Here is a 23907-nt window from a genome sequence, read left to right on the forward strand (position 1 = left end):
GACAGAAAAAACTGCTTATAATAAGTTAAAAGAAAATTGAACGAAGCGAAAGGACTAGTATGTGGTAAGCTTTTATAAAAGAGAGTGAAGTTTATAAGCTGAAAGACTTCATAATGAAAGTACACAGAACCTACCTTTCAAGTCCTATTACAGTAGGCGCATTTCTTGCGTTATCAGAAAGAGTGGAATCAATGTATTATTGATTCAATTAAGGTGGTACCACGGAAAGCCCTTTTTCGTCCTTTTACAAGGAAGAAAAAGGGCTATTTTCTATTGTATTGTAAAAAAATAGGCACAGGGTTTTTAGTAAAGTTCGGAGGAAATATCATGGAGAAAAAAAGAATCGTCGTAAAAATCGGCAGCAGCTCTTTAACAGATTCAAAAGGTGCTATCGACCAGTCGAAATTAAGTGACCATATCGCAAGCATTGCCAATCTAAGAAATAATGGCCATGAAGTACTATTAGTTTCTTCTGGTGCAGTGGCAGCAGGTTTTGCAAAATTAGGCTATCCTACTAGACCGGTTACACTCAAAGGAAAGCAGGCAGCGGCCGCAGTTGGTCAAAGCTTATTAATTCAAAGCTATAATGAACAATTAAGTAAGTATGGAATAGTTCCGGCACAAGTATTAATTACGAGAAATGATTTTTCCAAGCGAGATCGATACAGAAATGCCTATAACACGCTTACAGAATTGTTAGAAAGAAATATTTTGCCAATTATAAATGAGAATGACACTGTATCTGTAGAAGAATTAACATTTGGAGACAATGATATGTTATCCGCTCTTGTTAGTGGGCTAATCCATGCAGATCATTTGATTATACTTACAGATATTAATGGTTTATATGACAAAAATCCAAATGAAGATCCATCAGCAAAACGAATCGATTATTTGCCAGAAATCACCGATGAATGGAAGGATGCAGCAAAGGGAGCTGGATCAAAGGTCGGTACAGGCGGCATGAAATCGAAGCTCATCGCAGCAGAAACTGCTCTTACATTAGGTGTAAAAGTATTTATTGGTAAAGGTGCTGGAGAAAATAAGCTAATCGATATAATCGAAGGTGAAGGAGATGGAACATATATTGGTTCTAATGCATTAACATCGATTAATAGTAATCGTCAGTGGATTTCACTACATTCCACAGTACAAGGGAGCCTTTATGTCGATGAAGGAGCAGAAACAGCGTTAGTTAATAATGGAAGCAGTCTGTTGCCAGCAGGAATTTATAATGTGGAAGGTATTTTTGAAAAAGGGAATGTAGTAGAAGTGTATGGAAAAAATGGTATTATCGGAAAAGGAGAAGTGCTTTATTCTTCTGAAGAGTTAAAAGAAATTATTACAAATAGAGTGCAAGAAAAAAGAATAGAGAAGCATCCAAAATTGGAAGTAATTCACCGTGATAAATGGGTGAAAATGTGAAAAAGGAGAGATAGAAATGGGAGAGGTCTTTCAAAAAGGTAAATTAGCAAAGAAAGCAAGCTTTCAGTTATTGAATTATACAACAGAAGAAAAGAATGAAGCATTGTTGCTTATAAGCAATCAATTGTTAGAAGATACAGACTTGATAATAAAGGAAAATAAAATCGACCTCGAAAATGGAAGAGAAAATGGTCTATCTCCTTCTGTTTTAGATCGCATTATGCTCGATGAAAAACGGATTAAGGATATGGCTTTAGCGTTACAGGAGCTAGTTAATCTGAATGATCCCGTTGGCGTTGTTGTAGAAGAAATAGAAAAAGAAAATGGACTAAAAATAGTTAAGAAAACTGTTCCAATCGGCGTAATGGGGATGATTTATGAGGCAAGACCAAATGTAACCATAGATGCGGCAAGCCTTGCCTTGAAAACAGGAAATAGCATTGTCTTAAGAGGTAGTTCTTCTGCAAAGCAATCGAATATCGCGCTTGTTAATTCTATCCATGCAGCGCTCGAAAAATCTGCCTTGCCAAAAGACGCTGTACAATTAATTGAAGATACGAACAGGGAAACGGCGAAAGAACTCTTTCATCTAAAGGAATTTTTAGATGTATTAATACCCCGCGGCGGAAAAGGGCTAATTGATACAGTAGTGAAGGAAGCCACTGTACCCGTTATCGAAACTGGGGCAGGAAATTGTCATTTATTTATAGATGAAACTGCAGATAAGGAAATGGCAATTAACATCAGTTTAAACGGAAAAACGCAGCGTCCATCTGTTTGTAATGCTTTAGAGACTATTTTAATAGAAAAAAATTGGTTTGAACAACATGGGATTGCTCTATTAGAGGCATTACACAAGAAAGATGTGGAAATTTACGGTGATTATACAGTGTGTCACATGTTTTCATTAGCAAAAGAAGCGACTGAAGAAGATTGGTTTACTGAATATTCTGCTTTAAAGATTAGCATAAAGATAATAGACGGAGTGCAAGATGCCATCACACATATTAATACGTATGGCACAAAGCATTCAGAAGCAATTATAACCGAAAACAAGGAAAATGCGGCGTTGTTTTTGTCAGGAGTAGATGCTGCAGCTGTCTATCATAATGCTAGTACTAGATTTACAGACGGATTTGAATTTGGCTATGGCGCAGAAATTGGCATCAGTACACAAAAGCTACATGCGAGAGGTCCGATGGGGCTCAATGCATTAACATCTGTTAAATTCTTTATTTATGGAGAAGGTCAAATTAGAAACTAAATAGGAATTATTTTAAAGAATTACAACAAATACTTAGCTTTGCACCTGGGATTGTATGTCAAACTATATGCAGATTGGATGATGATATTGGGGTATTTAAGTATTTTATTACCGATTTTTTTTATTTTTGCAGTTGGATTTATTGGCCAAAAGGCACTTCAGATTGATATAAGATCTGTTTCAGCTGTGTCTGTCTATTTAATGACACCCTTATTGTCATTTAGTGTTTTTTATGAAACAACGTTCACGATTGATTATTTGTATATGACTATTTATGCGCTAACGTTAGTATTGGGCATTATAGCAATTGTATATATTATTGGTTTTTTTAGAGGATATTCTGTAAAAAAGACTTGTGGAATGATTCTATCCTCTGCCTTTATGAATAATGGCAACTATGGAACACCTCTCGTTTTATTTGTTTTCGGTGAGCCAGGATTACATTATGCGGTAATCTTGATGGTAATACAGCAATTAATAATGGTAACAATAGGTGTCTATTATGCTGCGAAAGGCTCTGTTGATGATGGAAATGGCAAAGATACATTATATAAGGTGCTTAAAGTACCTGTCATGTATGGTGCCATCCTTGGAGCCGTTTTTCATTCCCTTCATATTCCGGTCGGAGAGACTATGCTTGAAGCTATTAAACTAGTTGGTAATGCAGCGATTCCAACAGTGATGCTTGTTTTAGGTATCCAGCTTGCTAATGTAAGTGTCAGAAAGATTGCGTATCGACCACTATCTATTTCGTTGTTTTTAAAGCTTATCGTATCACCAGTCATGGCATGGCTATTGACATTCGTCTTGCCAGTCGATGAGATGCTAAAGCAAATCATGATCCTTCTTGCTGGAATGCCAGCAGCGGCGAACACAACACTTTATGCTGTTCAATATGGTACAGAGCCCGATTTTGTCTCTAGTGCGACTTTTTTTAGTACATTAGCTAGTTTAATAACTTTGCCGGTTATTTTATCCCTAATATAACTATGAATCTCTAAAATATCTCGATATTTTAGAGATTCGATATAAATATTAATGGAGGTTGGTAAGAATGGAAATATTTAGTCCTTAATAATAAAAGTAATGTTGGGAATTTTTTATTTTTAAGGGGTTTTTTTGAAAAGTATTAGCTCTTAATATTGATTTAGCAAGTAAGTTACTGAAGGTTTAATTGATATAATTAAACATTTATCAAGAGGAGTTTAATATGAAATCAGTTAATAATAAAAAAAGAGAAATACAAGCTAAATATAGAAAATTAATAAATAAGGAAATTTGGATTATTATGAACTAAGAAAATGATGAAAAGTAATGAGCTATATTAGTATATTTGTTACAATTATACGTTCTATCATGGACATTTAAATAAGATTATATTTATGATTATAAATTTAATCAAGTGTAAAAAACTATTTGTTCCATTGCGCTGCAGACACACGATGCGTCGGGTAGGAAGTTGAGCCTCTTGACTGTGGGTACTAACGCTAACTTTATTGAAACAGCCGTTTATTAAACTAATAAAAACCCAAACAACTATATGGAAATTTCCTTATGGTTGTTCAGGTTGGGCTATTGCTTGTATGCTTATGTCTCTGCCTCTTTGTGATTATTAACAGAAATCGATTAGATGATTAGAAAAAAGATCAATGAATCGCAGATTTAGAAAATTTCCCCCCATGAGCTTCTTGCGTATCCATAATGGTAATAAAAGCATTTTGATCGATTTCCTGGACGATGCTTCGAAATTTTGCTACTTCTAACCTTGTAAATACAACATATAATACTTCCTTCTCTTTATCCAAATAACCGCCTTTTCCTTTAAGCTTTGTAACCCCTCTGCCTAAACGGTCTGATAGTGCTTGCGCGATTTCTTCATACTCATCTGAGATAACCATCGCAGCTTTGGTATCATCAAACCCTTGAATAACAGCATCAATCGCTTTACTCGCAATATAATAGGTAAGGATGGAGAACATAGCTTGCTCCCAACCTAAAACAAAACCAGCCCAAGAGAAAATGAAGACATTAATAAACATTACAAATTCTCCGACAGAAAAAGGAATTTTTTTTGTAAGAAGAATTCCTAATATTTCGGTCCCATCTAACGCACCTGAATTTCTGATTACAATTCCTACACCTGCTCCAAGCAATAAACCGCCAAAAACTGTAGCAAGGAGTGGCTGGGTTGTAATTGGTTCAAAATGTTCGAGCAAAAATTCAATAATCGCAAGCATGATAATGGAATAAAGGGAAGAAATACAGAAGTTTTTCCCAATGTATTTATAGCCCGCAAATAAAAAAGGGAGATTGAGAATAAACACGAGGATTCCAAAGCTCAAGCCATAACTATATTTTAGAATCAAGGAAATCCCGATGACTCCTCCATCAATAATCGTATTTGGAGCTAAAAATAAATCAATCGCAATTGCTGCAAAACCAGCACCAATTGTGAGTAACAAGTATCGCATGATTAAATGGGAGGTACTTTCTTTTTTGTGGGTTTTTGCCATGATTAAAACACCTTTCACCTATGTAAAATACACAAACTGATTACGTAGTATATAGTAGCATAAATAAATGCCAGAAAAAAATTAGCGGAACGAATAGCTATTTATATATTGCATTATCAGGATACGAACGTTAAAATACTAACATAGTACATTTTAATTCTAGGTAGGTGAAAATATGTTTAACAGGGAATTAGTAAAAGGGAGTACATCCTTAATACTTCTACAGCTTTTGGCAGAGAAAGAAATGTACGGATATGAACTTGTAAAAGAGATGGAAAAAAGAAGCGACTATTCTCTGCAAGTAAAAGAAGGGACGCTATATCCGGCACTACATAAATTAGAAAAACAAGAATATGTGGAATCTTTCTGGAAGGAGTCTGAGAAAGGACCTGCAAGAAAGTATTATCGAATAACAGAGGCTGGCCATCAAATTCTGGAGCAAAAAACAACAGAATGGAAAAACTTTGTGCAAACCATTGATAAAGTGATTGGGAGAAAAGGAATATGATTTATTCAAGAGAATCCTACATGAAACAACTTAGGGATTTATTGAAGGATCATGATCAAACAGAGGAAATATGCATAGAATATGAGCTTCATCTATCCGATTTGTTAGAAGATATTCTCTTGGAAAAGCAATGTATAGAAAAAGAAGCGATGATTGCTGTGGTTGAAAGGTTAGGTTCTCCAGAGGAAATTGCAGCATTGTATCAAGAAGAGTTAACCATGACAGCAAAGAAAACACAATGGAATTTCTTTTTTGCTAATTTGCTGTTCTTTGTTGGAGGTATTGGTTTAACCGTGATTTACCACCACCTATCGAATCCAACCATCAGTAAATTATGGTTATTTCTTACGAGTATTCCTTTTTTTCTAATTCTGCTTTATTTATTCTTTTGGCTCTTGCTAGGATATGAAGTTGGCAAGGAATTTGGACTTGGTGGTAAAAAACTGTTGATGAGAACATTTGTTGTCTCTTTGGTTCCCAATCTTTTACTTATGTGCTTTGTTGTTTTTAAGATTATTCCTTTATCTGTATTTGATCCTTTGTTAACGCCTAAATTTATTCTAATCTGCATCTTTTTTACGATTATTCTATATCCAATATGTTTTCTCGCATTTCGCTTTGGAACAACGAGATCAATCTAAGTTGTTCTTGCGGCTAACTACCTAGAATTACTGTATATCGTAATTCTTCTTATTTTTAATTTCTATATAGAATTTCTATGTAAAGGAGAAGATTTAAATGAACAAGAAAAATAGTATATATTTTATTGGCTGTTTATTACTTGCCATTATCTCAGAAGTGACATTATTTACAGAGACAATCGGAATTTCTTTAAGCATTTTTGTTGTCGCATTTTACGTTTTTTATTTTTACATAACAAAAAAAGAGATACATACACATCGAATAATAGGTATTTTTTTATTTTTATGCATTTGGGTTTTAACATTGTCTTTCGTGTTCATTGCCAACCCTTATTTTTATCGCTTCAATCTATTAATAATCTTTCTTTTAATTAGTGTACATACTATTCTAATCACAAGTCCTTCTTTTCTTAGCTGGAGCAATGTCGACATCTTTCGTTATATGCAAAAGAAAGTTTCCTTCTTTTTTAAATTAGGCAAATATCTAATTTTTTTCTTCCGAAAATCGATAAAGGAACGTGGGAATGAAAGGAATTATACATATATAAAAAGAATACTATTAGGAATCATCATTGCATTACCGATATTAATGATATTAATTTTCCTCTTAAGTTTATCAGACCAGAATTTTAGTATCATGATTGAAAAAATACTAGCTCACCTTGTCTCGTTAAATATAAAAGAAATAGGTATTTTCCTTCGAATCGTATTTTTATTTGTTTTTCTAGCATTATTAATGAAAACAATTAGTAAGAAGTCGGTTATTATTCCGCTGGAAAGCAAAGTAACAGAAGGGAAATGGGAGCAAGCTACTTTATTAACGATACTCATGGCCATTAATGGATTGTATCTGCTTTATACAATTATTCAGTTTCAATATTTTTTCAATGATGTATTAATGAAGGGCTTTACCTATGCTGCTTATGCAAAAAAGGGGTTTTTTGAACTTATCATCGTAACGATAATTAATATTTCAATCACTTTATTAGTTAACATATATACTAATAAACGAACTGTCTTCTTAAAAATGGGTCTATCCTTCTTAATTGTTTTTAGTTTTATTATTCTCATATCTGCTCATTTACGATTATCCCTATATGAACAGGCTTATGGTTATACATATTTACGTTTGTTTTCTCATTCCTTTATTTTCCTATTAGCGGTGTTCTTTGCGTTTACGTTTATTAAAATTTGGTTAGAGAAAATTCAGCTTATGCGCTTCTTCTTATTGCTTTCCTTATTATATTACTGTGGTTTAAATCTAATCGATATGGATCGATTTATCGTTAGTAAAAATTTACAACGTTTTGAAGAAACAAATTTAGTTGATTGGGAGTATATAGAATCATTATCCTATTCCACTATTCCAGTATTAACCGAATATTATCAAAAGAACCCGGAAATGAATAGCGTAAAACATTTGTTGCTTGCTAAAAAGAAGCTTCTCGATGAAAGTGATGTTAAGTGGCAAAGCTATAATATGGTAGATGACAGAGCAAGACGATTACTTGGGACGATTGATTTTGAAAATGGTAAGCCAAATAAACAGAATGGAAAAAAATATCGATTGGAAGATAGCGACGATAAATAAAAAGAAAATTTTCATATCCCCGTATCTTTTTCGCTATTTCAAACGTTCTATATATAAACAGTTAAAGGAGGGATTCAATGATGAGGGGGGAAATAGCAAATATAAAGGAAATGTATCGGAAACTTGATCATTATTGTCAGTATCTTTCGATGGATAAATGGGAGAAGGAAGATTTAATCCAAGACTCCTTTTTGAAGGCAATGGAAAATTACCATGAGAATGATATTACCCCTGCTTTACTAAAAAAAATTGCCAATAATCATCGGATTGATAAGATAAGAAAAAAGAAAGAAATCATTGGAATAGAAGTTAAGGAAAGCGGGACCGAAAATAGCAGCTTAACATCCATGATTCTTGCAGAATATCTCGCTGAAAAACTGACGCTTAAACAAGGGATTGTTTATATGCTTGTAGAAGGGTTTCAATTTCGTTTGAAAGAAGTTGGAGAGCTATTAAATATAACAGAAACGGCTGTTAAATCGATTTTATTTCGGGCGAGGAATCAGTTGAAAAATGAAGAATCAACATGGAAAGTCAATCATCATGAAAATAGAGATGCAATTCGTTTGATGTATTATGAAGTGTTAAAAATGGAAGATCCAGCTATTCTAATGGATACCATTTATAAAGAAATGGTATTAGCGAAACCAGTGAAAAAATATCCAACATGCAATGCCATGCTTACAGCAGCATAGTAACTTTATTTGAATGGGAGGGAAAAGGGTTGAGTACGATTCCTTATGTTATTGAACAGTCAGCAGGCGGAGAAAGGTCCTATGATATTTATTCACGCTTATTAAAGGATAGAATTATCATGCTTGGAGATGAGATCAATGATCAAGTTGCCAATAATATTGTTGCCCAATTGTTATTTCTGGCAGCGGAAGATCCAGATAAAGATATCTCCTTATATATTAATAGTCCAGGTGGCTCGACTTCAGCTGGTTTTGCTATTTATGATACGATGCACTACATTAAGCCAGATGTTCGGACGATTTGCACAGGAATGGCTGCATCCTTTGGAGCATTACTGCTCCTTGCAGGTGCAAAAGGAAAAAGATATGCCTTGCCAAATAGTGAAATTATGATTCATCAGCCGCTTGGAGGTACAAGAGGGCAAGCGACAGAAATTGAAATATCAGCAAAAAGAATAGTAAAGCTTAAAAGTCATATTAATCACATTATTGCAGAGAAAACGGGCCAGTCTATCGAAAAAATCGCAAATGACACGGAAAGAGATTATTTTATGAGTGCAGAGGAAGCAAAAAGCTATGGGATTGTGGATGAGATAATTACCGCAAAATAGAATAGAAAAAGGGGGGCATCCGTGTCAGGATGCCTTTTCTGATGGAACACCCCTGTGTACTAGCGTCTATCTTCTTTTCATGTATAATAGAAAAAGAAATAAAATATTAGCTCTGAAAGTAAAAGGAGACAAAATGAATATTGTAACAGTACAAATTGAAGCAGCCTTTGAAAAAAACTTACTAAATGGTAATCCCTTAATATATAAAGACGCTATTGCAACTAGCAACAGGCTAGAAGAAGGCCAAGTAATCGATGTTGTAACAAAAAAGAATAAGTTTATAGGCAGAGGATATTATGCTATTCAAAATAAAGGTATTGGCTGGATTTTAACGAGAGATAAAAATGTGCCTATAGATGCTCCATTTTTTGAGCAGCATTTGAAGAAAGCGATTGAAAAACGAGCTTCCTACTTTAAGGATACTAAAACTACAGCATTTCGCATTTTTAATGGAGAAGGCGATGGTATTGGTGGCTTTTCCGTTGATCTTTATAACAATTATCTTTTAATACAGTGGTACAGTATCGGCATATATAATTATAAAAGCTGGATCGTTGAGTCTTTACAGCGGTTATTAGATGTAGACGGTATTTATGAGAAAAAGCGATTTGATAATAACGGAACCTATTTAGAAGATGATGATTTTGTTAGTGGGAAAAAAGGAGATTTTCCCATGACCATTTTAGAGAATGGGGTTAAATACGCGGTAAACTTAAATGAAGGGGCAATGACTGGGATCTTTTTAGATCAAAGAGATGTTCGTAAAACGATTCGAGACAAATATGCGATAGACAAAAACGTCCTAAATACTTTCTCTTATACAGGTGCCTTTTCTGTAGCAGCAGCAGTCGGAGGGAGCTTATCGACAACGAGCGTCGATTTGGCGAATCGCTCAAAGCAAAAAACAGCGGAGAATTTCTTGCTAAATAAAATAGATTTAACACAGCAAAAAATTATAGTAGAAGATGTTTTTCATTATTTCAAATATGCTGTAAAGAAACAGCTTTCCTTTGATATGGTCATTCTTGACCCTCCAAGCTTTGCTCGTTCAAAAAAACACACTTTTCGGGCAGCAAAGGACTATACAAATTTGTTGAAAGAAGCCATTGCAATTACAAATACCGGTGGGGTTATTGTCGCTTCTACAAATTGCTCCACCTTTGATATGAAAAAGTTTAAAAGCTTTATTGATGCAGCCTTTGATCATCAAAAAGAAAGATATCAGATTTTAGAGCAATTTGGCCTCCCCGAGGATTTTGCCAATATCAAAGAAGTGAAAGAAAGTAATTATTTGAAAGTCGTTTTTATAAAAAAACTTAAATGATATTTTAGGATATTATTTTCTGAGGATGGATTCAGAAAATAAGGATTTTGCCAATGGATGTAAAATCCTTTTTTTTAAAAGAAGGGTTTACGAGATATAGAAACACTTGTAATCTTATAATGAAAGATTACTTTTTTTATGAAAATGTAATGGAAAAGTACTTTTTTGATAAACCTCATATAAAAAAGGAGAACGTGGAGAATGACGATTAAAGCAATTCTTTTTGATTTGGATGACACGTTGCTATGGGATAAAAAAAGTGTACAAGATGCTTTTTGGAAGACATGCAAGCTTGCAGAAGAAAGACATAATATCTCTGCTGAACGTTTAGAAGAAGCGGTTCGAAAAGAGGCGAAAGCTTTATATGAAGGCTATGATACATATGCGTTTACAAAAATGATTGGTATAAATCCGTTTGAAGGACTTTGGGGGGAGTTTCTAGAAGAACATGCTTTATTTCCGAAAATGAGGGAGCTTATTCCTGTTTATCGAAAAGAGGCATGGACAAAGGGCTTGCTGGCGTTGGGGATTAATGATTCCTCATTTGGAGAGGAATTGGCAGAAGCTTTTCCAGAAAACAGAAAGAAATCACCATACGTTTTTGAAGAAACTTTTTCTGTTTTAGATCAGTTAAAGGGGAAATACTCCTTATTATTATTAACAAATGGTTCCCCACATTTACAAAATACCAAACTATCCATTACGCCTGAAATCTCTCCCTATTTTGATCATATTGTCATTTCTGGGGATTTTGGAAAAGGGAAGCCTGACCCTTCGATCTTTGAATATGCTGTATCTTTACTCGGTGTAGACAAGTCGGAATGCTTAATGGTCGGCGATAATTTAATGACAGATATAATAGGTGCTAATCGAACGGGAATTAAGTCAGTCTGGATAAATCGTGAAAACATAGAAACAAAGGATGTCCAGCCTACTTATGAAATCAAACATCTTCATGAATTATTGTCTTTATTAGATTAGAGAGAATAAAAGCCTGGTAATCATATGAAGCATCAAATGTTGCTTATGATTACCAGGCTACTTTTATTTTCAGCTCATTTGTTTAGCTTATAAACAAAGAAAAAGTATATAAGCTTTTCTTAATCTACTGGTTGTTCGTTTGGTAAGATATGCCTGTATGGGACAGGGGATGCTAGGATGACAGATGTGTTAATCGTGCCATACGGAATCAGTCGATCGACTAAGTTTCTCATCCCATCTATTCCCGAAACAGCTGCTTTTATGGTATAGCTTACTGGACCGGTTACGCGGTGGCATTCGATAATATCTGTCTCGGTTTTGATAAATTCCTCAAACGCATGTGGTTCTTCTTTAAGTTCACTAATTTGAATGAATAAAAGTGTTTCTCTCCCTAGTTTTGCAGGGGATATTCTCGCACTGAACTCTAAGATAATGCCTTTTTCTTGTAGTCGCAGCAACCTTTCCGAAACACTAGGACGGCTTAAAGCTAATTTTTTGGATAAATCACTAACAGTAATTCTGGCATCTTCTTGTAAAATTTTAAGTAATTGTATGTCAAGTTTATCCATTTAAATAAATGCTCCTTTTTGCAAATTGAATGTATTGGTACGATTATTCATACGAATTTGAGGGTGTACAGGATAAATACATTCATATTGGTATGTAAAATTGCTTCGATATATTCTATCATTATATATGTAATAAATCCACCAAAAAAACCACATATAGTTCAGGATTTCACCCATGAATCCTCTTTTATCATTCCACTTACTTGACATTACATTAGGAGTGTTTTATTTGAAAAAAATAATAGTTATGATGTTTGGATGTTTCATTACATCATTTGGTTTGTATTTATTAAAAGGATCGTCCATTGTTACTGGAGGAACAGCAGGGCTTGCATTAAGTGTATCTTATTTGCTACCAATTTCTTTTTCCATTTTATTCACTTTAATAAACATCCCGTTTTATATTTTAGCTTACTTTAAAATGGGCAAGAAATTTACTTTTTCAACGATATTAGCCGTGTCATTAGTTACCCTGTTTTCATATCTGCTTCCAATCATTCTGCCACGAATAGCGTTTTATCCTTTATTAGGTTCGATAATCGGTGGGTTCATTATCGGAATAGGCACAATTATTTTATTTATGAATGGTTCGTCTTTGGGTGGGGCACAAATTCTGTCTATTACCCTACAAAAACAATTTAATTGGAATATGGGGAAAACGAATTTTATTTTTGATACAATTGTTATTTTAATTGGCTTATATAGTGTAGGTTTAATAAGAGGTTTATATAGTATTGTGTCTGTGTTTATTATTTCCTTTATGATGAGTACCTTTAAGGAAAAAATAGCTAGTCAAAATACGAGCAAAAGCAATGTAGAAAAAGTTTCCCAAGTTGTAGAAACACAGTCGGTTTAAGTTAAGAAAAAAGAAACCCTTTCATGGATATTCTCTGATTAGAAAATCAAAGAATATATGAGAGGGTTTCTTTTTTTGATGGCAAATAATTATATTTATATTTTCAGTATAATTATAGGGAAAATAATTGACATTGATAATCATTTTCATTTAAAATGATAACAAATAAATGAAAAGAATAGGAAGGTGTAAGATATAATGAATAATGATTTCATTGTTTTAACTCCATTTCAATATATGATCGAATGTACCTGTCCTAGACCTGAACATACATTCATTCTAGATTTACATAAAGGAGATATTATTGCGGTTACAGAGGAAAGAAAATATGTGGATTCACTTGGTTGGCTTATACTTGTCATGATCAAGGATTATAGTTTCTATATGTTTGTAGATGAAATTGAAGAATTTGTCGCTAATAAGAAAATAACTGCATTATTGGATATGGAATTGAGAATGAATTATTTAGAATATAAAGTAAACGAGTCCTTAGATGGGTTAAATAAAGCGGATTTTGAAGTGTTTGCAAGGGAGTTAAATGAATTAAAGTCTATACAAAAAGAACTTGCAATGATTTAATTCTGTAAATTTAATTAGCAATCCTACTTCGCTGCGGGGTTGCTTTTTTATTTGGCTTTTCGGATAGTGTGTTGCTGCGTCTATCTAAATTAACTGTATTTATTGAAAAATAAGAATTTGTTCGTTCGAAAGAAGACTTTGTGAATAAGTTATATTTTTATTAAATTCACCAAAAAGTCTTGATTATTTGCAAACGACACATCAGGCGATTACAATGGAAGAGTATTAGAAGAAGGCAAAAGGTTTGCTTAGGAGGAATTTTTAGATGAAAGTCAAAATAAACAGACACGCGGTTAAAGTACTTAACCAAATGCTAGCAAAAGCTGAAGAAGGGGAAATGATTCGCGTCTACATAACAGAGAATCATGGAAATCATGCTCATTATGATCTGAAATTGGACCAAAAGACTGAGCATGATGAAGTTGTGCAGTCGGACAAGGACATTCCAATATTATTGGATACTAGAGATGCTGACTTCTTGGATGGCGTATGGATTCAATATTTCCATGTGCCACAACCAGGATTTACAATTTATAATCCAGCTAAAGAACATCATCATCATTAAAAAAGTAGGAAGTGGAAACACTTCCTTTTTACATACTCCACAATATATAATTTCTCGCATTTTTTTCATTATGTTTGATATTTTAACCAAGTTGCTACTTAATGGAACTTGTACTAAAAAATAACCGTCAAATTCAAATGAATTTACGAAAAAAGGTTTACACATTAAATTATTTAGGTTATATACATTATGTAACATAAATTATCAGGTTGCAGAAAAAAAATTATCGACCGATTAGTTTCAGCAAATCCGCTGTATGAAATACAATTTTTTCCTGTTTTTGAATGAATGATATAAAAATTAGATAAATTAGCAGAAATCTATCTTTTCTATCTATTAATTATTGGTTTTTGTTAATGAATTTTTAAAAGAATAGTGATAGGATTAATGGTAATAAAGTATTTATGTTAAAAAATTTAGATTAAGGGATGGTAATCTAATGACAACAACGATAAAAGGAAATGAGAGCAGTTTACCTTTACGAAAAGATGTTAAACACCTTGGTAATATACTAGGTGAAGTACTTATCCACCATGGCGGCCATGAATTATTGGAAAAGGTAGAGAATATTCGGAAGTTAGCAAAAGAACTGCGGGAAACGAATAATGAACATACATATAATCAATTAAAGATTGAAATGGAAAAATTAGAGAAACCTATGCGACGTCAAGTGATTCGAGCGTTTTCTAAATATTTTCATTTAGTGAATGTAGCCGAATTAAATCATCGCATTCGTCGTAGAAGAGAATATCAATTAAGCCAAGAAAAAGGTGTCCAGCCATATTCAATTGATCGTGCAATTATGGCATTTAAAGATAAAAATTTATCGGAAGAAACAATACAAGAAGTATTAAACACTCTTTCTTTAGAGCTAATTATTACTGCACATCCGACTGAATCAACGAAACGTACTATTTTAGAAATTCAAAAAAGAATAGCGGATATCCTTATACAACTGGATAATCCAATGTTAACAAAGAAAGAACGCCAACATTTAAACGATGATCTTTTTGAAGAAATTACTATCATGTGGCAGACAGATGAACTTCGTCAAGAGCGACCTACTGTAATGGATGAAGTAAGAAATGGGCTGTATTATTTTGAGCAAACTTTGTTTGATGTTTTGCCAGAAATCCATCAAGAAGTTCAGGATGCACTTCATGAAAACTATCCAAACTTTGAATGGAAAGTACCTAATTTCCTATGGTTTGGTTCTTGGATTGGTGGAGACCGAGATGGAAATCCGAATGTAACACCAGATGTTACATGGCAGACACTTCATAAGCAAAATGAATTGGTTATTCAGAAATACATTGAAGCAGTTGACGAATTAATGAAGAAATTTAGTCATTCTACAAATCGCGTCAAGGTGAGCTCCAAGTTAATACAGACGATTACGGAGGAAGAACAGCTATATTTAACTCCTGAAAAGAAATGGCCTGTAGAAAAAGAAGTTTATCGAAGAAAGTTTTCTATTATTTTAGAAAGATTGAAAGAGTATGGAAAGTCTGAAAAAGGCTATGTTAGAGCAGAAGAATTACTAGATGATCTATTTTTAATTCAAGAGAGCTTTGCATTACATCAACCGAAAGCACATCAACAAAAGGATTTACAAAAATTGATTCGTCAAGTGCAATTGTTTGGTTTCCATTTAGCAACATTGGATATTCGTAATCATAGTGGGGAACATGAAGCAGCAATTGATGAGATTTTACGTAAAGTTGGCATATCAGATGATTATAAAAACCTGCCTGAAAATGAAAAATTACGTATTCTTGAATCAGTCTTAAATGATCCTCGGCCGATTCTGTTGTTAAATGAGGACTACTCAAAAGAAACACAGGAAATGATTAGTACATTTACAATGATTAGAGAGGCACATAAGAAATTTGGAGAACGGGCTATAAATGTCTATTTAATAAGTATGACAAGATCACCAAGTGATATTCTTGAAGTGTTAGTATTAGCAAAAGAAGCAGGGATTTATCGCTTACATGCAGACGGAACGGTTGAAAGTCATTTAAATGTCGCGCCATTGTTAGAAACAATTGACGATTTAATTGCTGGTCCCGAAATTGTTGAAACTTTATTCCGTATGCCAGTATATCGTGAGCATTTACGACAACACAATGACCAACAGGAAATTATGCTAGGCTACTCCGATGGTAGTAAGGACGGAGGAACATTAACGGCAAACTGGAAGCTATTTAAGGCACAACGAGAAATTCATAAAATGGCAAGTAATTATCAAGTCGGCTTGAAGTTTTTCCATGGTCGTGGCGGTTCACTTGGTCGTGGTGGCGGTCCTTTAAATAAAAGTATTCTTTCTCAGCCAGCTGAAACATTAGGGGATGGGGTAAAGATTACAGAACAAGGGGAAGTATTATCATCCCGTTATTTATTAGAGGATATTGCTTATCGAAGCTTAGAACAAGCAACGTCAACATTGCTTATGGCCATTGCCCATATCTCGAAGGATGTTAGCGAACATAAAGAGGAAAGAAATCTGTGGGAAAATTGCATGGAAGAAATATCAGCTATTTCGCTTGCAAAATATCAAGCATTGGTATTTAATGATCCTGATTTTATGACCTATTTTAAGGAAGCAACTCCTTTAAATGAGATTGGCAATTTAAAAATTGGTTCTCGACCAATGAGCAGAAAAAATAAGACAACATTTGAAAATTTACGTGCCATTCCATGGGTATTTGCGTGGACGCAAAGTAGACAATTGCTTCCAGCTTGGTATGCGTCTGGTACGGGTCTATCTGAATTTGCAAAACAAAAGCAAGGTAATATTGATGTCCTCAAGCAAATGTATGCTAAATGGCCATTCTTCCGTTCAACAATTGATAATTTGCAGATGGCTTTAATGAAAGCAGATTTAACGACTGCTAGAGAATATTCATCACTTGTTGAAAATGAAGCGATTGGGAATCGTATTTATCAAAATATAAAAGATGAATATGATAAAACAAGGGCAATCTTATTGGAAATTACAGGGATTGAAGAATTGCTTGATCATACTCCTAGTATTCAAGAATCAGTATATCGAAGAAATCCATATGTGGATCCATTGAATTTCTTCCAAGTGGAGTTAATTAAGCAGCTTCGCGAACAGGAAGTGCCAGATAAGGAATTAATGAATCAAGTTCTTTTAACGATCAATGGTATTGCTGCAGGCTTACGCAATACTGGTTGATGGAAATATAGAGAAGGCAAAAAAAGACGAGAATTCCTCTCGTCTTTTTTGTGTACTCTAAAAAATAGCATTACTTATGAGCTGCTAAAAATTCTTCTACTTGTTCAGGCGTTTTTGCATTTGCACTGTGTAAGTGACCTGTTTTTTCGCCATCTTTAAAAATTAGTAGACTTGGAATTCCCATTACATCATATTTTTCAGCTATTTCTGGTAGTTCATCTTTATTAAGGGTATACCAAGTTTTGTCATTATTAGCCTCGATGATTTCACCGATGAACATATCCATTCTTGTACAATCTGGACACCAAGTTGTAAAAAATTTCACGATATTTGTTTCCCCATTGTGAATGATTTCTTCAAATGATTCTACTGTTTTAATTTTTTTCATTTTCTAAACTCCTCATTATAAATTTCATTTAACTATTAATAAGTTATATAACGTTTATTATACACTTAAGCAGCATTTTTTACCTTTGTGAAGCATTTTTTTAATCGTTATGAAGTAAAGTCTAAGCATTTTATTTGCAATATAGCATTAGAAAGAGAAGAATATACAAGGTAGGAAAAGTTGGCAGAAAAAAGCGTGTTAGGGAAAATATATTGAAATAATTTTTTTGTTCATTCTGATATTTTTTTGGATTGTTTTTTTCGTTATAATAAAGGGTATGTTGTCATATGATAAAAAGGGTCAATTTCACGGTTTCAAGTAAGAGGAGGTTACGAATGAGTTCGACAAAAATAAATATTTCCCCTGTGGAAAACATGTACATACGATTAGTTTTAGCAATTGAAGATATGGATAAAGAGAAATTAGTAGATCTAGGTGATTCCTATTTACTGAAACTAAACAAAAAAAATAAAAGCGGCAATGAGCTTCATTTTTCCATGCTTTTTAATAAAAAGCTAATAAATAAAGTGGCAAGAAGTACGAATCCAACGGTAACTATTACAAAGAATAAGAATCTTATCTCTCTTGAAGTTTCCATTATGCTTGATTTAGCAGAGCCATTAAAAGAAGATAATTATTATTGGATAAAAAGAGAGTTCGCAACAACGCCGGCGTTTGAAATTTCCTACAAAATGAACGAAGAATATTTCGATAAGAAAATATTGCAGCATTTAAATGACAAGGATATTAGCGAAGAGAGTACAGAAGTTTAAAACAAGGGTCAGCCTCCAGGAAATACGGAGGACTGACCCTTTTGATTTATAGTCCGTTTTACATCTATTCGTTAATTAATCCAAGCCACTTTAGTCCATTATAAATGCCTGAATCTGTAACAGAAGTAGTTTTATGTTTTGCATAGGAAAAAAGCATATCATGGGCATTTCCCATTGCAAAACCTTCCCCAACTACTTGTAGCATTTCTTTGTCGTTAAGGCCATCTCCAAAGGCAATAGAGGATTCCTTCTCGATCCCTAATTTTTTTAGAATGAGGGATACAGCAAACCCTTTATTGACTTTATCACTTATGACATCATAAGAATGTCTAAACCCATCGATGTTTACTTGAGATAAATGGATATCTGGGAATTCTTCATATAAGGCAATATCCTCTTCTTTTAAGTTAATAATTGTAATTCCAAGGATATTTTCTTTTTCCTCTAGTGTAAAAGCTTTATTTTGCTTTAGATGGAACTTCTGGCTAAATTGCTTAGTCATTTCTCCTTCCGGATGGGAAAGAAGATTATGCATATTTGTATATAAAATTAATTCGTTTCCTTTTTCATTTGCGATAGCTAAGTATTTAGTTACTAAGTCTGGGTGCATCGGCTGTCTAAATACGTCTTTGCCATTATGTATTGCGTATGCGCCATTGTAGCCGATAAACGATTTTATAGCAAGTGTTTCCCCGATATGTGAGATTTCATGTAATGGTCTTCCTGTGGCTAAAAAGACTTCTAATCCCTTTTCCTTCATCAATTGTACTGCGTCTTTCGTTGAATCTTGAATTGTATCATCTGGTGTTAAGATGGTTCCATCAATATCAAGGAATAAAATTTTATAATTTGTAGACATTTTTACCTCCAATTAATAAATACTAATACATCTCTGCCATTACATACTATCATATAAAAAGAGCAAAGGAAAAAGAGTAATCAAAAAGGGAGAAATTTTTGATTACTCTTTACGTTAAATTTACAGAAGATTTATTGTATATGGAGGGTAAGGCTGGAATAAAGCTTAATCCATTCGATTTTTACCAAATTTTCCACCATTGTCTCCTTTTTTCATTGGCTACAGCTGTATGACGAAAGGTTTGCACTAACTCTTGAAAGTTTCTTTCTCTTTGTTTGATTTCTTTATTCATTTGTTCTCGCTCTAGTCGAAGTGTTTCCATTAAATATTGATCATTTTCATTTAATTGCTCGACTGTTTTATTCAATTCCTCATTCGATTTCGAAAGATGGTCAATCATTGATTTAATTTCCTTGGTAGAAGATTCGTTTGATGTCCATTGTTTAGAATACGTTTTTCTTTCAGCTTTCGATATTTGTGAAAGTTTTTTGATTTTGGTACGGATATCTTCATATTCAGTTGTTGTTTTTTCGGTATTGGTATGTAATAGTTCTGAGAATTCCTCTAAATGTTCAGTAGTTTTTTTCTGAGTCTTGTTCACTGTATTTGTAATATGATGAATCGTTTCTTCATGGCCCGCTTTCATTTCCTTCGTAATCGTTTCTAGAACTTCTTTTTTTATTCCATTTCTGATTTCACCTTTGACTTCTTCTAGAAAATCTTGCTTATAATTTTCCAAAGAGGAAAGAAGCAACCGGAAGTTTTTCTCTGCTGTATTTGAATAATCCGTTTCTAATGATTCGTTCACATTATTTTCAAGTACTTCAATCGAAGTATGTGTTATTGGTTCGACTGTCTTTTGCTCTTGAATTTCTACTTTTTTAGGTCGATTAATGAGCATTGTTAAAGTTTCTTTGACTTCTGCAGTCTTTCGTTTTTCTTTATATAAGTTTTTTACTTCATGGAGTAAAGTAATCTCTTTTTCTGTATAAATACGGGCACCTGTTTTGGTTCTAGGTATCACGAGAATTCCTTGTAGATCCTTTTCCCATTGTTTTAACGTTGTAGGTGTTGTTGTAAGCTTTTTAGATGCTTCTCTTATCGTATATGCCTTCATTTCTCTCTCTCCTTTGTAATAATCACCGTAATATAATCATCTTTAATGTAATATTTAAAGAATGGTTAAGGATTATCCTGCAACAAGACAAAAGCTATCAAAACTTCTAATTTGTTGACAATTTTCCCGATTTTTCTAATACAGGAAATCATTTTGTAGAATCCTTTCATGATTCTTGTGTAGTTCTATCGTTAAATGTATAAACTAAGAGAATCGAAAGGAAAGCTGGAAATAGGGGAGATATCCATATGAAGAAGAAATTTGTATTTATTCTTTCCATCGCACTTATCCTTTTCATCCAAATTGGCGCTAAACAAATACAAGCAAAAAGTACAAATATCGAAGAATCTATAGTAAAACTGAGAATTTTAGAAACAACAGATATTCATTCTTATCTATTGGATTATAATTATGAGAAAAGAAAGAAAACGATTGAATATGGATTTAACCGTGTTGCAAGCATGATTCTTCAAGCAAAAAGGGAACAAAGGAATACATTATTGTTTGATGTAGGTGATGTTATAAAGGGAAGTCCATTAGCAGAATATGTTGCGAGTTCCCCAATGTTTTATTCAAACGATATTCATCCAGCATATAAAAGCATGAATTTATTGGGGTATGATGCAGCAACAGTCGGAAATCATGAGTTTAATTATGGTTTGGACTTTCTAGTAAATACATTAATGGGGGCGGATTTCCCATATACAAATGCGAATATTTATGTCGATGATCGCAATGATTATGAACAGGACGACATCCATTTTTTTCAACCATATTTATTATTAGATAAAGAAGTCGTAAACGAAAATGGAAAAATAGAAAAGATAAAGGTGGGAGTAATTGGGCTAATTACCCCCATAACCCAGGTATGGGATAAGGAACATTTTGAAAATAAGCTAATAATAAAAAATATGCGGAAAACAGCCGAAGAAATCGTCCCGCAAATGAAAATAGAGGGTGCTGACTTAATTATTGCCTTAGTACATGCTGGTTTGTACTCTGATCAGGATTACAGACCGAAATCTGGTAATAATGTTAGGGATATTAGTAGGGTGGAGGGCATTGACGTCATTCTTTATGGTCATTCACATGGCGTTTTTCCAGTAAAAGGAGAAAAGGGCCCTAAAGGGGTTAACCATGAAAAAGGATTGATTAATGGGATACCATCTGTACAAGCAGGGAATTGGGGGAATCATCTAGGGATTATCGATTTGACCCTGCAAAAGAAAAAGGAGAAATGGCTAATAAAGGATTCAAAATCAACTGCGAAGCCAATCATTCGGATTATTAAAAAAAAGAAAATACCAATTGTATCTCCGTTGCCGCAAATCGAATACATCCTTTCGAGGTATCAACAGGAAACAATGGAGTATATGAATAGCAAGCAGTTATTAAATCATTTAGACTAAAATAGAATGAAAAGTTTAGTTGTACGAGAAAACTAAAACGGAACAGCTATATAGAAAATTACTAATTTATTTTCAGGCGAAGATAGTCTTCGTTCATACGAGTAGATGCATATATCGTTATCTAAACGAAACAAGACAAGTACTAAAAGGATATTAGTTCATTTTGTACTTGTTTTTGTGTATGATTAAGCTATACGGTATTTTGTGTAGCTCGTAAATAGGTGGAGGGAATTTCAGTGAAAACAACCATGAATTTGGTTAATAAAGAAAAGATAGAACAGATTTTAAAAGAAATGGTCGATCATGCATATGAAAATATCAAAGGAGAAGAGGTCCTACTTTGCATGGATTGCTGTGATGTCGATTTATATGTTGCCGCAGACTCCTACGAACCTTTCTTAGAGGCAGTTAGAGAAAATTTTGAACTCGATGAAATAGGAGAAATTATGGATAGAGAAGCTTATCATGTATTAATGAGAGAACTGGATGAATATTACGTGGATTTGCATGTGAAGTCTGGTTATTATGATTACTTCCCAGCAGGTAGCTATATAGTTAATGGGAGGGAAGAGGAATCAGAAACTAATATCCTCGCCCCAAAAGGAGTATTTTATGCACCCTTTGAAGATGCGATAATTGAATAAGTAGTTTGATTTTTTGGTCAGGGTGTCTAAATTAAGATTTCCTGACCTTTTTTGCGTTTCAATTAAGAGTAGATTGTTTATCGAAAGAAAAATATGCTGTCAACAAATTTTACAAAATCAACCTAATAAAAAATCAAAATAATTCAATCAACATTTTTCCATGTTGATTGTTTTTCTATCATTTTTTTGCGTTTTTCATATTTATGAATGGAATGGGGCCAATTTAAAATGCCATCGTCTTTATCGAACTCAATAATAACATCAGTTACTCCTTTTTCTGTTAATATTTGTTGTGCAATGCGCTGTCTTATTTTGTCTACTTGTTCAACTGTTAATTTGCTATCGATTTCTATACTAAGTTCGACATGGAAATCTTCGCCTTCTTTAATAACAGTGAGGTCTTGAATATCACGGACATCAGGATCGCTCATCGTAATTTCGCCAATTACTCCCTGCATTTCTAAATCAGCTTCACCAATTGCTCCTGCTGCATTGTCTAAGAAAACTCTTCCGACAACGATAAACATAAAGATTCCAATTATGATGGATACTATTCCTTCTGCCTGTTTAAAACTTGTGCATTCAGATACAACTACAGCAAGAATGGCTAGAATTCCCCCGGCTGTTGCCACTGAATCTTCTAAAAAAACTAATTTTGTTGCTGGTTTTGCAGATTTTAAATAGGTGAAACTAGAGGTGAATAATTTCAGTCCTCTAGGTTTTAAACCAGCAGTTGTTACAATTTCTTTCATTGCCTTTATTAGCACAGTAAATTCCAAAGAAACAGAGATGGAAAGAACAATGATATTTAGTAAAAAGCCAGTGGATTCCTCTGGGTTAATGACATGATCAATGCCTTCTCGGACTGTTTCGTATGCCATAATACCTACAATAAGAACAGCAAATAATAAAACTACATTAACTAGTCTACCAAATCCACCAGGGAACCGCTTAGTCGGAGCTTTTTTACTTAATGCTGACCCGATAAATACAAAAATTTGGTTGGCTGCGTCCCCTAGAGAATGCATGGTTTCGGCAAACATAGCTACATTGCCAGTGAGAAAATAAGCAACTCCTTTTAATATAGAGATAATTGTATTTACGAGCGCAGCAAGGAGCGCCGAGCGATTTCCATTTTTAAGTAAAATTATGAATTCCTTCATCGTAATGTAGTACCCTTCTTCCTTACATTATCCAATTAGATGGAAATAAAAAGAGAGCTTCCCAATAAATGGCCATCTTTAAAAGATAGTTTTCATGTTTATGGGAAGCTTCTATGAGCTTCTGTATTCTTCTTTATAGTGGTCCTGTAGAAAAAACATTACAGAAGGCTTTTTCGTAAGTCTATGGTGTTGTCACACGAAACTTTGAATATGTATGTCTAAGAAGTAAG

The 23907-nt window shown here is 33.6% G+C and carries 23 protein-coding genes and 1 other annotated feature; of the genes, 17 read left to right on the forward strand and 6 right to left on the reverse strand.

The features are described 5' to 3' along the window. Positions 1-36: 36 nt before the first annotated feature. Positions 37-247 (forward strand) — a binding site (T-box leader). An 80-nt stretch (positions 248-327) separates the two neighbouring features. The 3 genes from proB to RTL21_RS06320 all read left to right on the forward strand — a co-directional run bounded on the left by proB (position 328) and on the right by RTL21_RS06320 (position 3676). Further along, on the forward strand, positions 328-1425 hold the full coding sequence (gene proB, locus RTL21_RS06310) for a glutamate 5-kinase (RefSeq protein WP_312094458.1): 1098 nt from the start codon (positions 328-330) through the stop codon (positions 1423-1425). Between the two features lie 16 nt (positions 1426-1441). After that, positions 1442-2689: a glutamate-5-semialdehyde dehydrogenase gene (locus tag RTL21_RS06315; RefSeq protein ID WP_312094460.1), complete on the forward strand. Its 1248-nt coding sequence runs from the start codon at positions 1442-1444 to the stop codon at positions 2687-2689. Between the two features lie 87 nt (positions 2690-2776). Continuing rightward, positions 2777-3676, forward strand: coding sequence for an AEC family transporter (locus tag RTL21_RS06320; protein ID WP_312094462.1), 900 nt, complete (start codon positions 2777-2779; stop codon positions 3674-3676). 659 nt (positions 3677-4335) lie between these two features. Here RTL21_RS06320 and RTL21_RS06325 read toward each other — a convergent pair. Beyond that, positions 4336-5205 carry a YitT family protein gene (locus RTL21_RS06325; protein WP_312094545.1) on the reverse strand — a complete coding sequence of 290 codons (870 nt, stop codon included), beginning with the start codon at positions 5203-5205 and terminating at the stop codon, positions 4336-4338. 172 nt (positions 5206-5377) lie between these two features. Between RTL21_RS06325 and RTL21_RS06330 the strand changes: the two genes are divergently transcribed. The 7 genes from RTL21_RS06330 (at position 5378) to RTL21_RS06360 (ending at position 11553) form a co-directional block, all read left to right on the forward strand. Continuing rightward, positions 5378-5710, forward strand: coding sequence for a PadR family transcriptional regulator (locus RTL21_RS06330; protein ID WP_312094464.1), 333 nt, complete (start codon positions 5378-5380; stop codon positions 5708-5710). A gap of 20 nt (positions 5711-5730) precedes the next feature. Further along, on the forward strand, positions 5731-6351 hold the full coding sequence (locus tag RTL21_RS06335) for a hypothetical protein (RefSeq protein WP_312094465.1): 621 nt from the start codon (positions 5731-5733) through the stop codon (positions 6349-6351). A gap of 97 nt (positions 6352-6448) precedes the next feature. After that, on the forward strand, positions 6449-7942 hold the full coding sequence (locus RTL21_RS06340) for a DUF4153 domain-containing protein (RefSeq protein WP_312094469.1): 1494 nt from the start codon (positions 6449-6451) through the stop codon (positions 7940-7942). Between the two features lie 80 nt (positions 7943-8022). Then, complete coding sequence (locus RTL21_RS06345; protein WP_312094470.1) at positions 8023-8637, forward strand: sigma factor-like helix-turn-helix DNA-binding protein; 615 nt, start codon at positions 8023-8025, stop codon at positions 8635-8637. A 29-nt stretch (positions 8638-8666) separates the two neighbouring features. Further along, positions 8667-9248: an ATP-dependent Clp endopeptidase proteolytic subunit ClpP gene (gene clpP / locus RTL21_RS06350; protein ID WP_312094472.1), complete on the forward strand. Its 582-nt coding sequence runs from the start codon at positions 8667-8669 to the stop codon at positions 9246-9248. Between the two features lie 133 nt (positions 9249-9381). Continuing rightward, positions 9382-10572, forward strand: a complete 1191-nt coding sequence (locus RTL21_RS06355; RefSeq protein WP_312094547.1) for a class I SAM-dependent rRNA methyltransferase — start codon at positions 9382-9384, stop codon at positions 10570-10572. A gap of 201 nt (positions 10573-10773) precedes the next feature. Continuing rightward, on the forward strand, positions 10774-11553 hold the full coding sequence (locus RTL21_RS06360; RefSeq protein ID WP_312094474.1) for an HAD family hydrolase: 780 nt from the start codon (positions 10774-10776) through the stop codon (positions 11551-11553). A 119-nt stretch (positions 11554-11672) separates the two neighbouring features. Here RTL21_RS06360 and RTL21_RS06365 read toward each other — a convergent pair whose 3' ends face one another. Continuing rightward, positions 11673-12122 carry an Lrp/AsnC family transcriptional regulator gene (locus RTL21_RS06365; RefSeq protein ID WP_312094476.1) on the reverse strand — a complete coding sequence of 150 codons (450 nt, stop codon included), beginning with the start codon at positions 12120-12122 and terminating at the stop codon, positions 11673-11675. Between the two features lie 220 nt (positions 12123-12342). Between RTL21_RS06365 and RTL21_RS06370 the strand changes: the two genes are divergently transcribed. The 4 genes from RTL21_RS06370 to ppc all read left to right on the forward strand — a co-directional run bounded on the left by RTL21_RS06370 (position 12343) and on the right by ppc (position 17324). After that, positions 12343-12978 (forward strand): YitT family protein, encoded by a 636-nt coding sequence (locus RTL21_RS06370; RefSeq protein ID WP_312094549.1) that lies wholly within the window; start codon positions 12343-12345, stop codon positions 12976-12978. Positions 12979-13176: 198 nt separating this feature from the next. Further along, positions 13177-13557 (forward strand): hypothetical protein, encoded by a 381-nt coding sequence (locus tag RTL21_RS06375; RefSeq protein ID WP_312094478.1) that lies wholly within the window; start codon positions 13177-13179, stop codon positions 13555-13557. A gap of 265 nt (positions 13558-13822) precedes the next feature. Next, a complete protein-coding gene (locus RTL21_RS06380; RefSeq protein WP_312094480.1) occupies positions 13823-14122 on the forward strand; it encodes an iron-sulfur cluster assembly accessory protein in 300 nt (99 codons plus the stop codon). Between the two features lie 439 nt (positions 14123-14561). Further along, a complete protein-coding gene (ppc, locus tag RTL21_RS06385; protein ID WP_312094482.1) occupies positions 14562-17324 on the forward strand; it encodes a phosphoenolpyruvate carboxylase in 2763 nt (920 codons plus the stop codon). A gap of 70 nt (positions 17325-17394) precedes the next feature. Here the strand turns inward: ppc and RTL21_RS06390 are convergent, their stop codons facing one another. Next, positions 17395-17712 (reverse strand): thioredoxin family protein, encoded by a 318-nt coding sequence (locus RTL21_RS06390; RefSeq protein WP_312094484.1) that lies wholly within the window; start codon positions 17710-17712, stop codon positions 17395-17397. Positions 17713-18047: 335 nt separating this feature from the next. On the opposite strand from RTL21_RS06390, the gene RTL21_RS06395 reads away from it, so the two are divergent. Beyond that, a complete protein-coding gene (locus RTL21_RS06395; protein ID WP_312094486.1) occupies positions 18048-18485 on the forward strand; it encodes a hypothetical protein in 438 nt (145 codons plus the stop codon). A gap of 64 nt (positions 18486-18549) precedes the next feature. Here RTL21_RS06395 and RTL21_RS06400 read toward each other — a convergent pair whose 3' ends face one another. After that, on the reverse strand, positions 18550-19344 hold the full coding sequence (locus tag RTL21_RS06400; protein ID WP_312094488.1) for an HAD family hydrolase: 795 nt from the start codon (positions 19342-19344) through the stop codon (positions 18550-18552). 181 nt (positions 19345-19525) lie between these two features. After that, the gene (locus RTL21_RS06405) at positions 19526-20461 is read right to left on the reverse strand and encodes a MerR family transcriptional regulator (RefSeq protein ID WP_312094490.1); all 936 of its coding nucleotides are present in this window, start codon (positions 20459-20461) and stop codon (positions 19526-19528) included. A 248-nt stretch (positions 20462-20709) separates the two neighbouring features. On the opposite strand from RTL21_RS06405, the gene RTL21_RS06410 reads away from it, so the two are divergent. Both RTL21_RS06410 and RTL21_RS06415 read left to right on the forward strand, forming a co-directional pair. Next, on the forward strand, positions 20710-21870 hold the full coding sequence (locus tag RTL21_RS06410; RefSeq protein ID WP_312094492.1) for a metallophosphoesterase: 1161 nt from the start codon (positions 20710-20712) through the stop codon (positions 21868-21870). A gap of 236 nt (positions 21871-22106) precedes the next feature. Then, positions 22107-22514 carry a hypothetical protein gene (locus RTL21_RS06415; RefSeq protein WP_312094493.1) on the forward strand — a complete coding sequence of 136 codons (408 nt, stop codon included), beginning with the start codon at positions 22107-22109 and terminating at the stop codon, positions 22512-22514. Positions 22515-22657: 143 nt separating this feature from the next. Here RTL21_RS06415 and RTL21_RS06420 read toward each other — a convergent pair whose 3' ends face one another. Then, the gene (locus tag RTL21_RS06420; RefSeq protein WP_312094495.1) at positions 22658-23677 is read right to left on the reverse strand and encodes a cation diffusion facilitator family transporter; all 1020 of its coding nucleotides are present in this window, start codon (positions 23675-23677) and stop codon (positions 22658-22660) included. Positions 23678-23907: the final 230 nt, after the last annotated feature.

Origin of the sequence: Niallia sp., from assembly GCF_031978665.1 — a bacterium.
In the GTDB taxonomy this organism is placed as follows: Bacteria; Bacillota; Bacilli; order Bacillales; family Cytobacillaceae; genus Niallia.

Coding starts and splice junctions, on each gene's coding strand:
- proB (WP_312094458.1), top strand. CDS start 328: ATGGAGAAAAAAAGAATCGTCGTAAAAATCGGCAGCAGCTCTTTAACA.
- RTL21_RS06315 (WP_312094460.1), top strand. CDS start 1,442: ATGGGAGAGGTCTTTCAAAAAGGTAAATTAGCAAAGAAAGCAAGCTTT.
- RTL21_RS06330 (WP_312094464.1), top strand. CDS start 5,378: ATGTTTAACAGGGAATTAGTAAAAGGGAGTACATCCTTAATACTTCTA.
- RTL21_RS06335 (WP_312094465.1), top strand. CDS start 5,731: ATGAAACAACTTAGGGATTTATTGAAGGATCATGATCAAACAGAGGAA.
- RTL21_RS06340 (WP_312094469.1), top strand. CDS start 6,449: ATGAACAAGAAAAATAGTATATATTTTATTGGCTGTTTATTACTTGCC.
- RTL21_RS06345 (WP_312094470.1), top strand. CDS start 8,023: ATGAGGGGGGAAATAGCAAATATAAAGGAAATGTATCGGAAACTTGAT.
- RTL21_RS06355 (WP_312094547.1), top strand. CDS start 9,382: ATGAATATTGTAACAGTACAAATTGAAGCAGCCTTTGAAAAAAACTTA.
- RTL21_RS06360 (WP_312094474.1), top strand. CDS start 10,774: ATGACGATTAAAGCAATTCTTTTTGATTTGGATGACACGTTGCTATGG.
- RTL21_RS06365 (WP_312094476.1), bottom strand. CDS start 12,122: ATGGATAAACTTGACATACAATTACTTAAAATTTTACAAGAAGATGCC.
- RTL21_RS06375 (WP_312094478.1), top strand. CDS start 13,177: ATGAATAATGATTTCATTGTTTTAACTCCATTTCAATATATGATCGAA.
- RTL21_RS06380 (WP_312094480.1), top strand. CDS start 13,823: ATGAAAGTCAAAATAAACAGACACGCGGTTAAAGTACTTAACCAAATG.
- ppc (WP_312094482.1), top strand. CDS start 14,562: ATGACAACAACGATAAAAGGAAATGAGAGCAGTTTACCTTTACGAAAA.
- RTL21_RS06390 (WP_312094484.1), bottom strand. CDS start 17,712: ATGAAAAAAATTAAAACAGTAGAATCATTTGAAGAAATCATTCACAAT.
- RTL21_RS06395 (WP_312094486.1), top strand. CDS start 18,048: ATGAGTTCGACAAAAATAAATATTTCCCCTGTGGAAAACATGTACATA.
- RTL21_RS06400 (WP_312094488.1), bottom strand. CDS start 19,344: ATGTCTACAAATTATAAAATTTTATTCCTTGATATTGATGGAACCATC.
- RTL21_RS06405 (WP_312094490.1), bottom strand. CDS start 20,461: ATGAAGGCATATACGATAAGAGAAGCATCTAAAAAGCTTACAACAACA.
- RTL21_RS06410 (WP_312094492.1), top strand. CDS start 20,710: ATGAAGAAGAAATTTGTATTTATTCTTTCCATCGCACTTATCCTTTTC.
- RTL21_RS06420 (WP_312094495.1), bottom strand. CDS start 23,677: ATGAAGGAATTCATAATTTTACTTAAAAATGGAAATCGCTCGGCGCTC.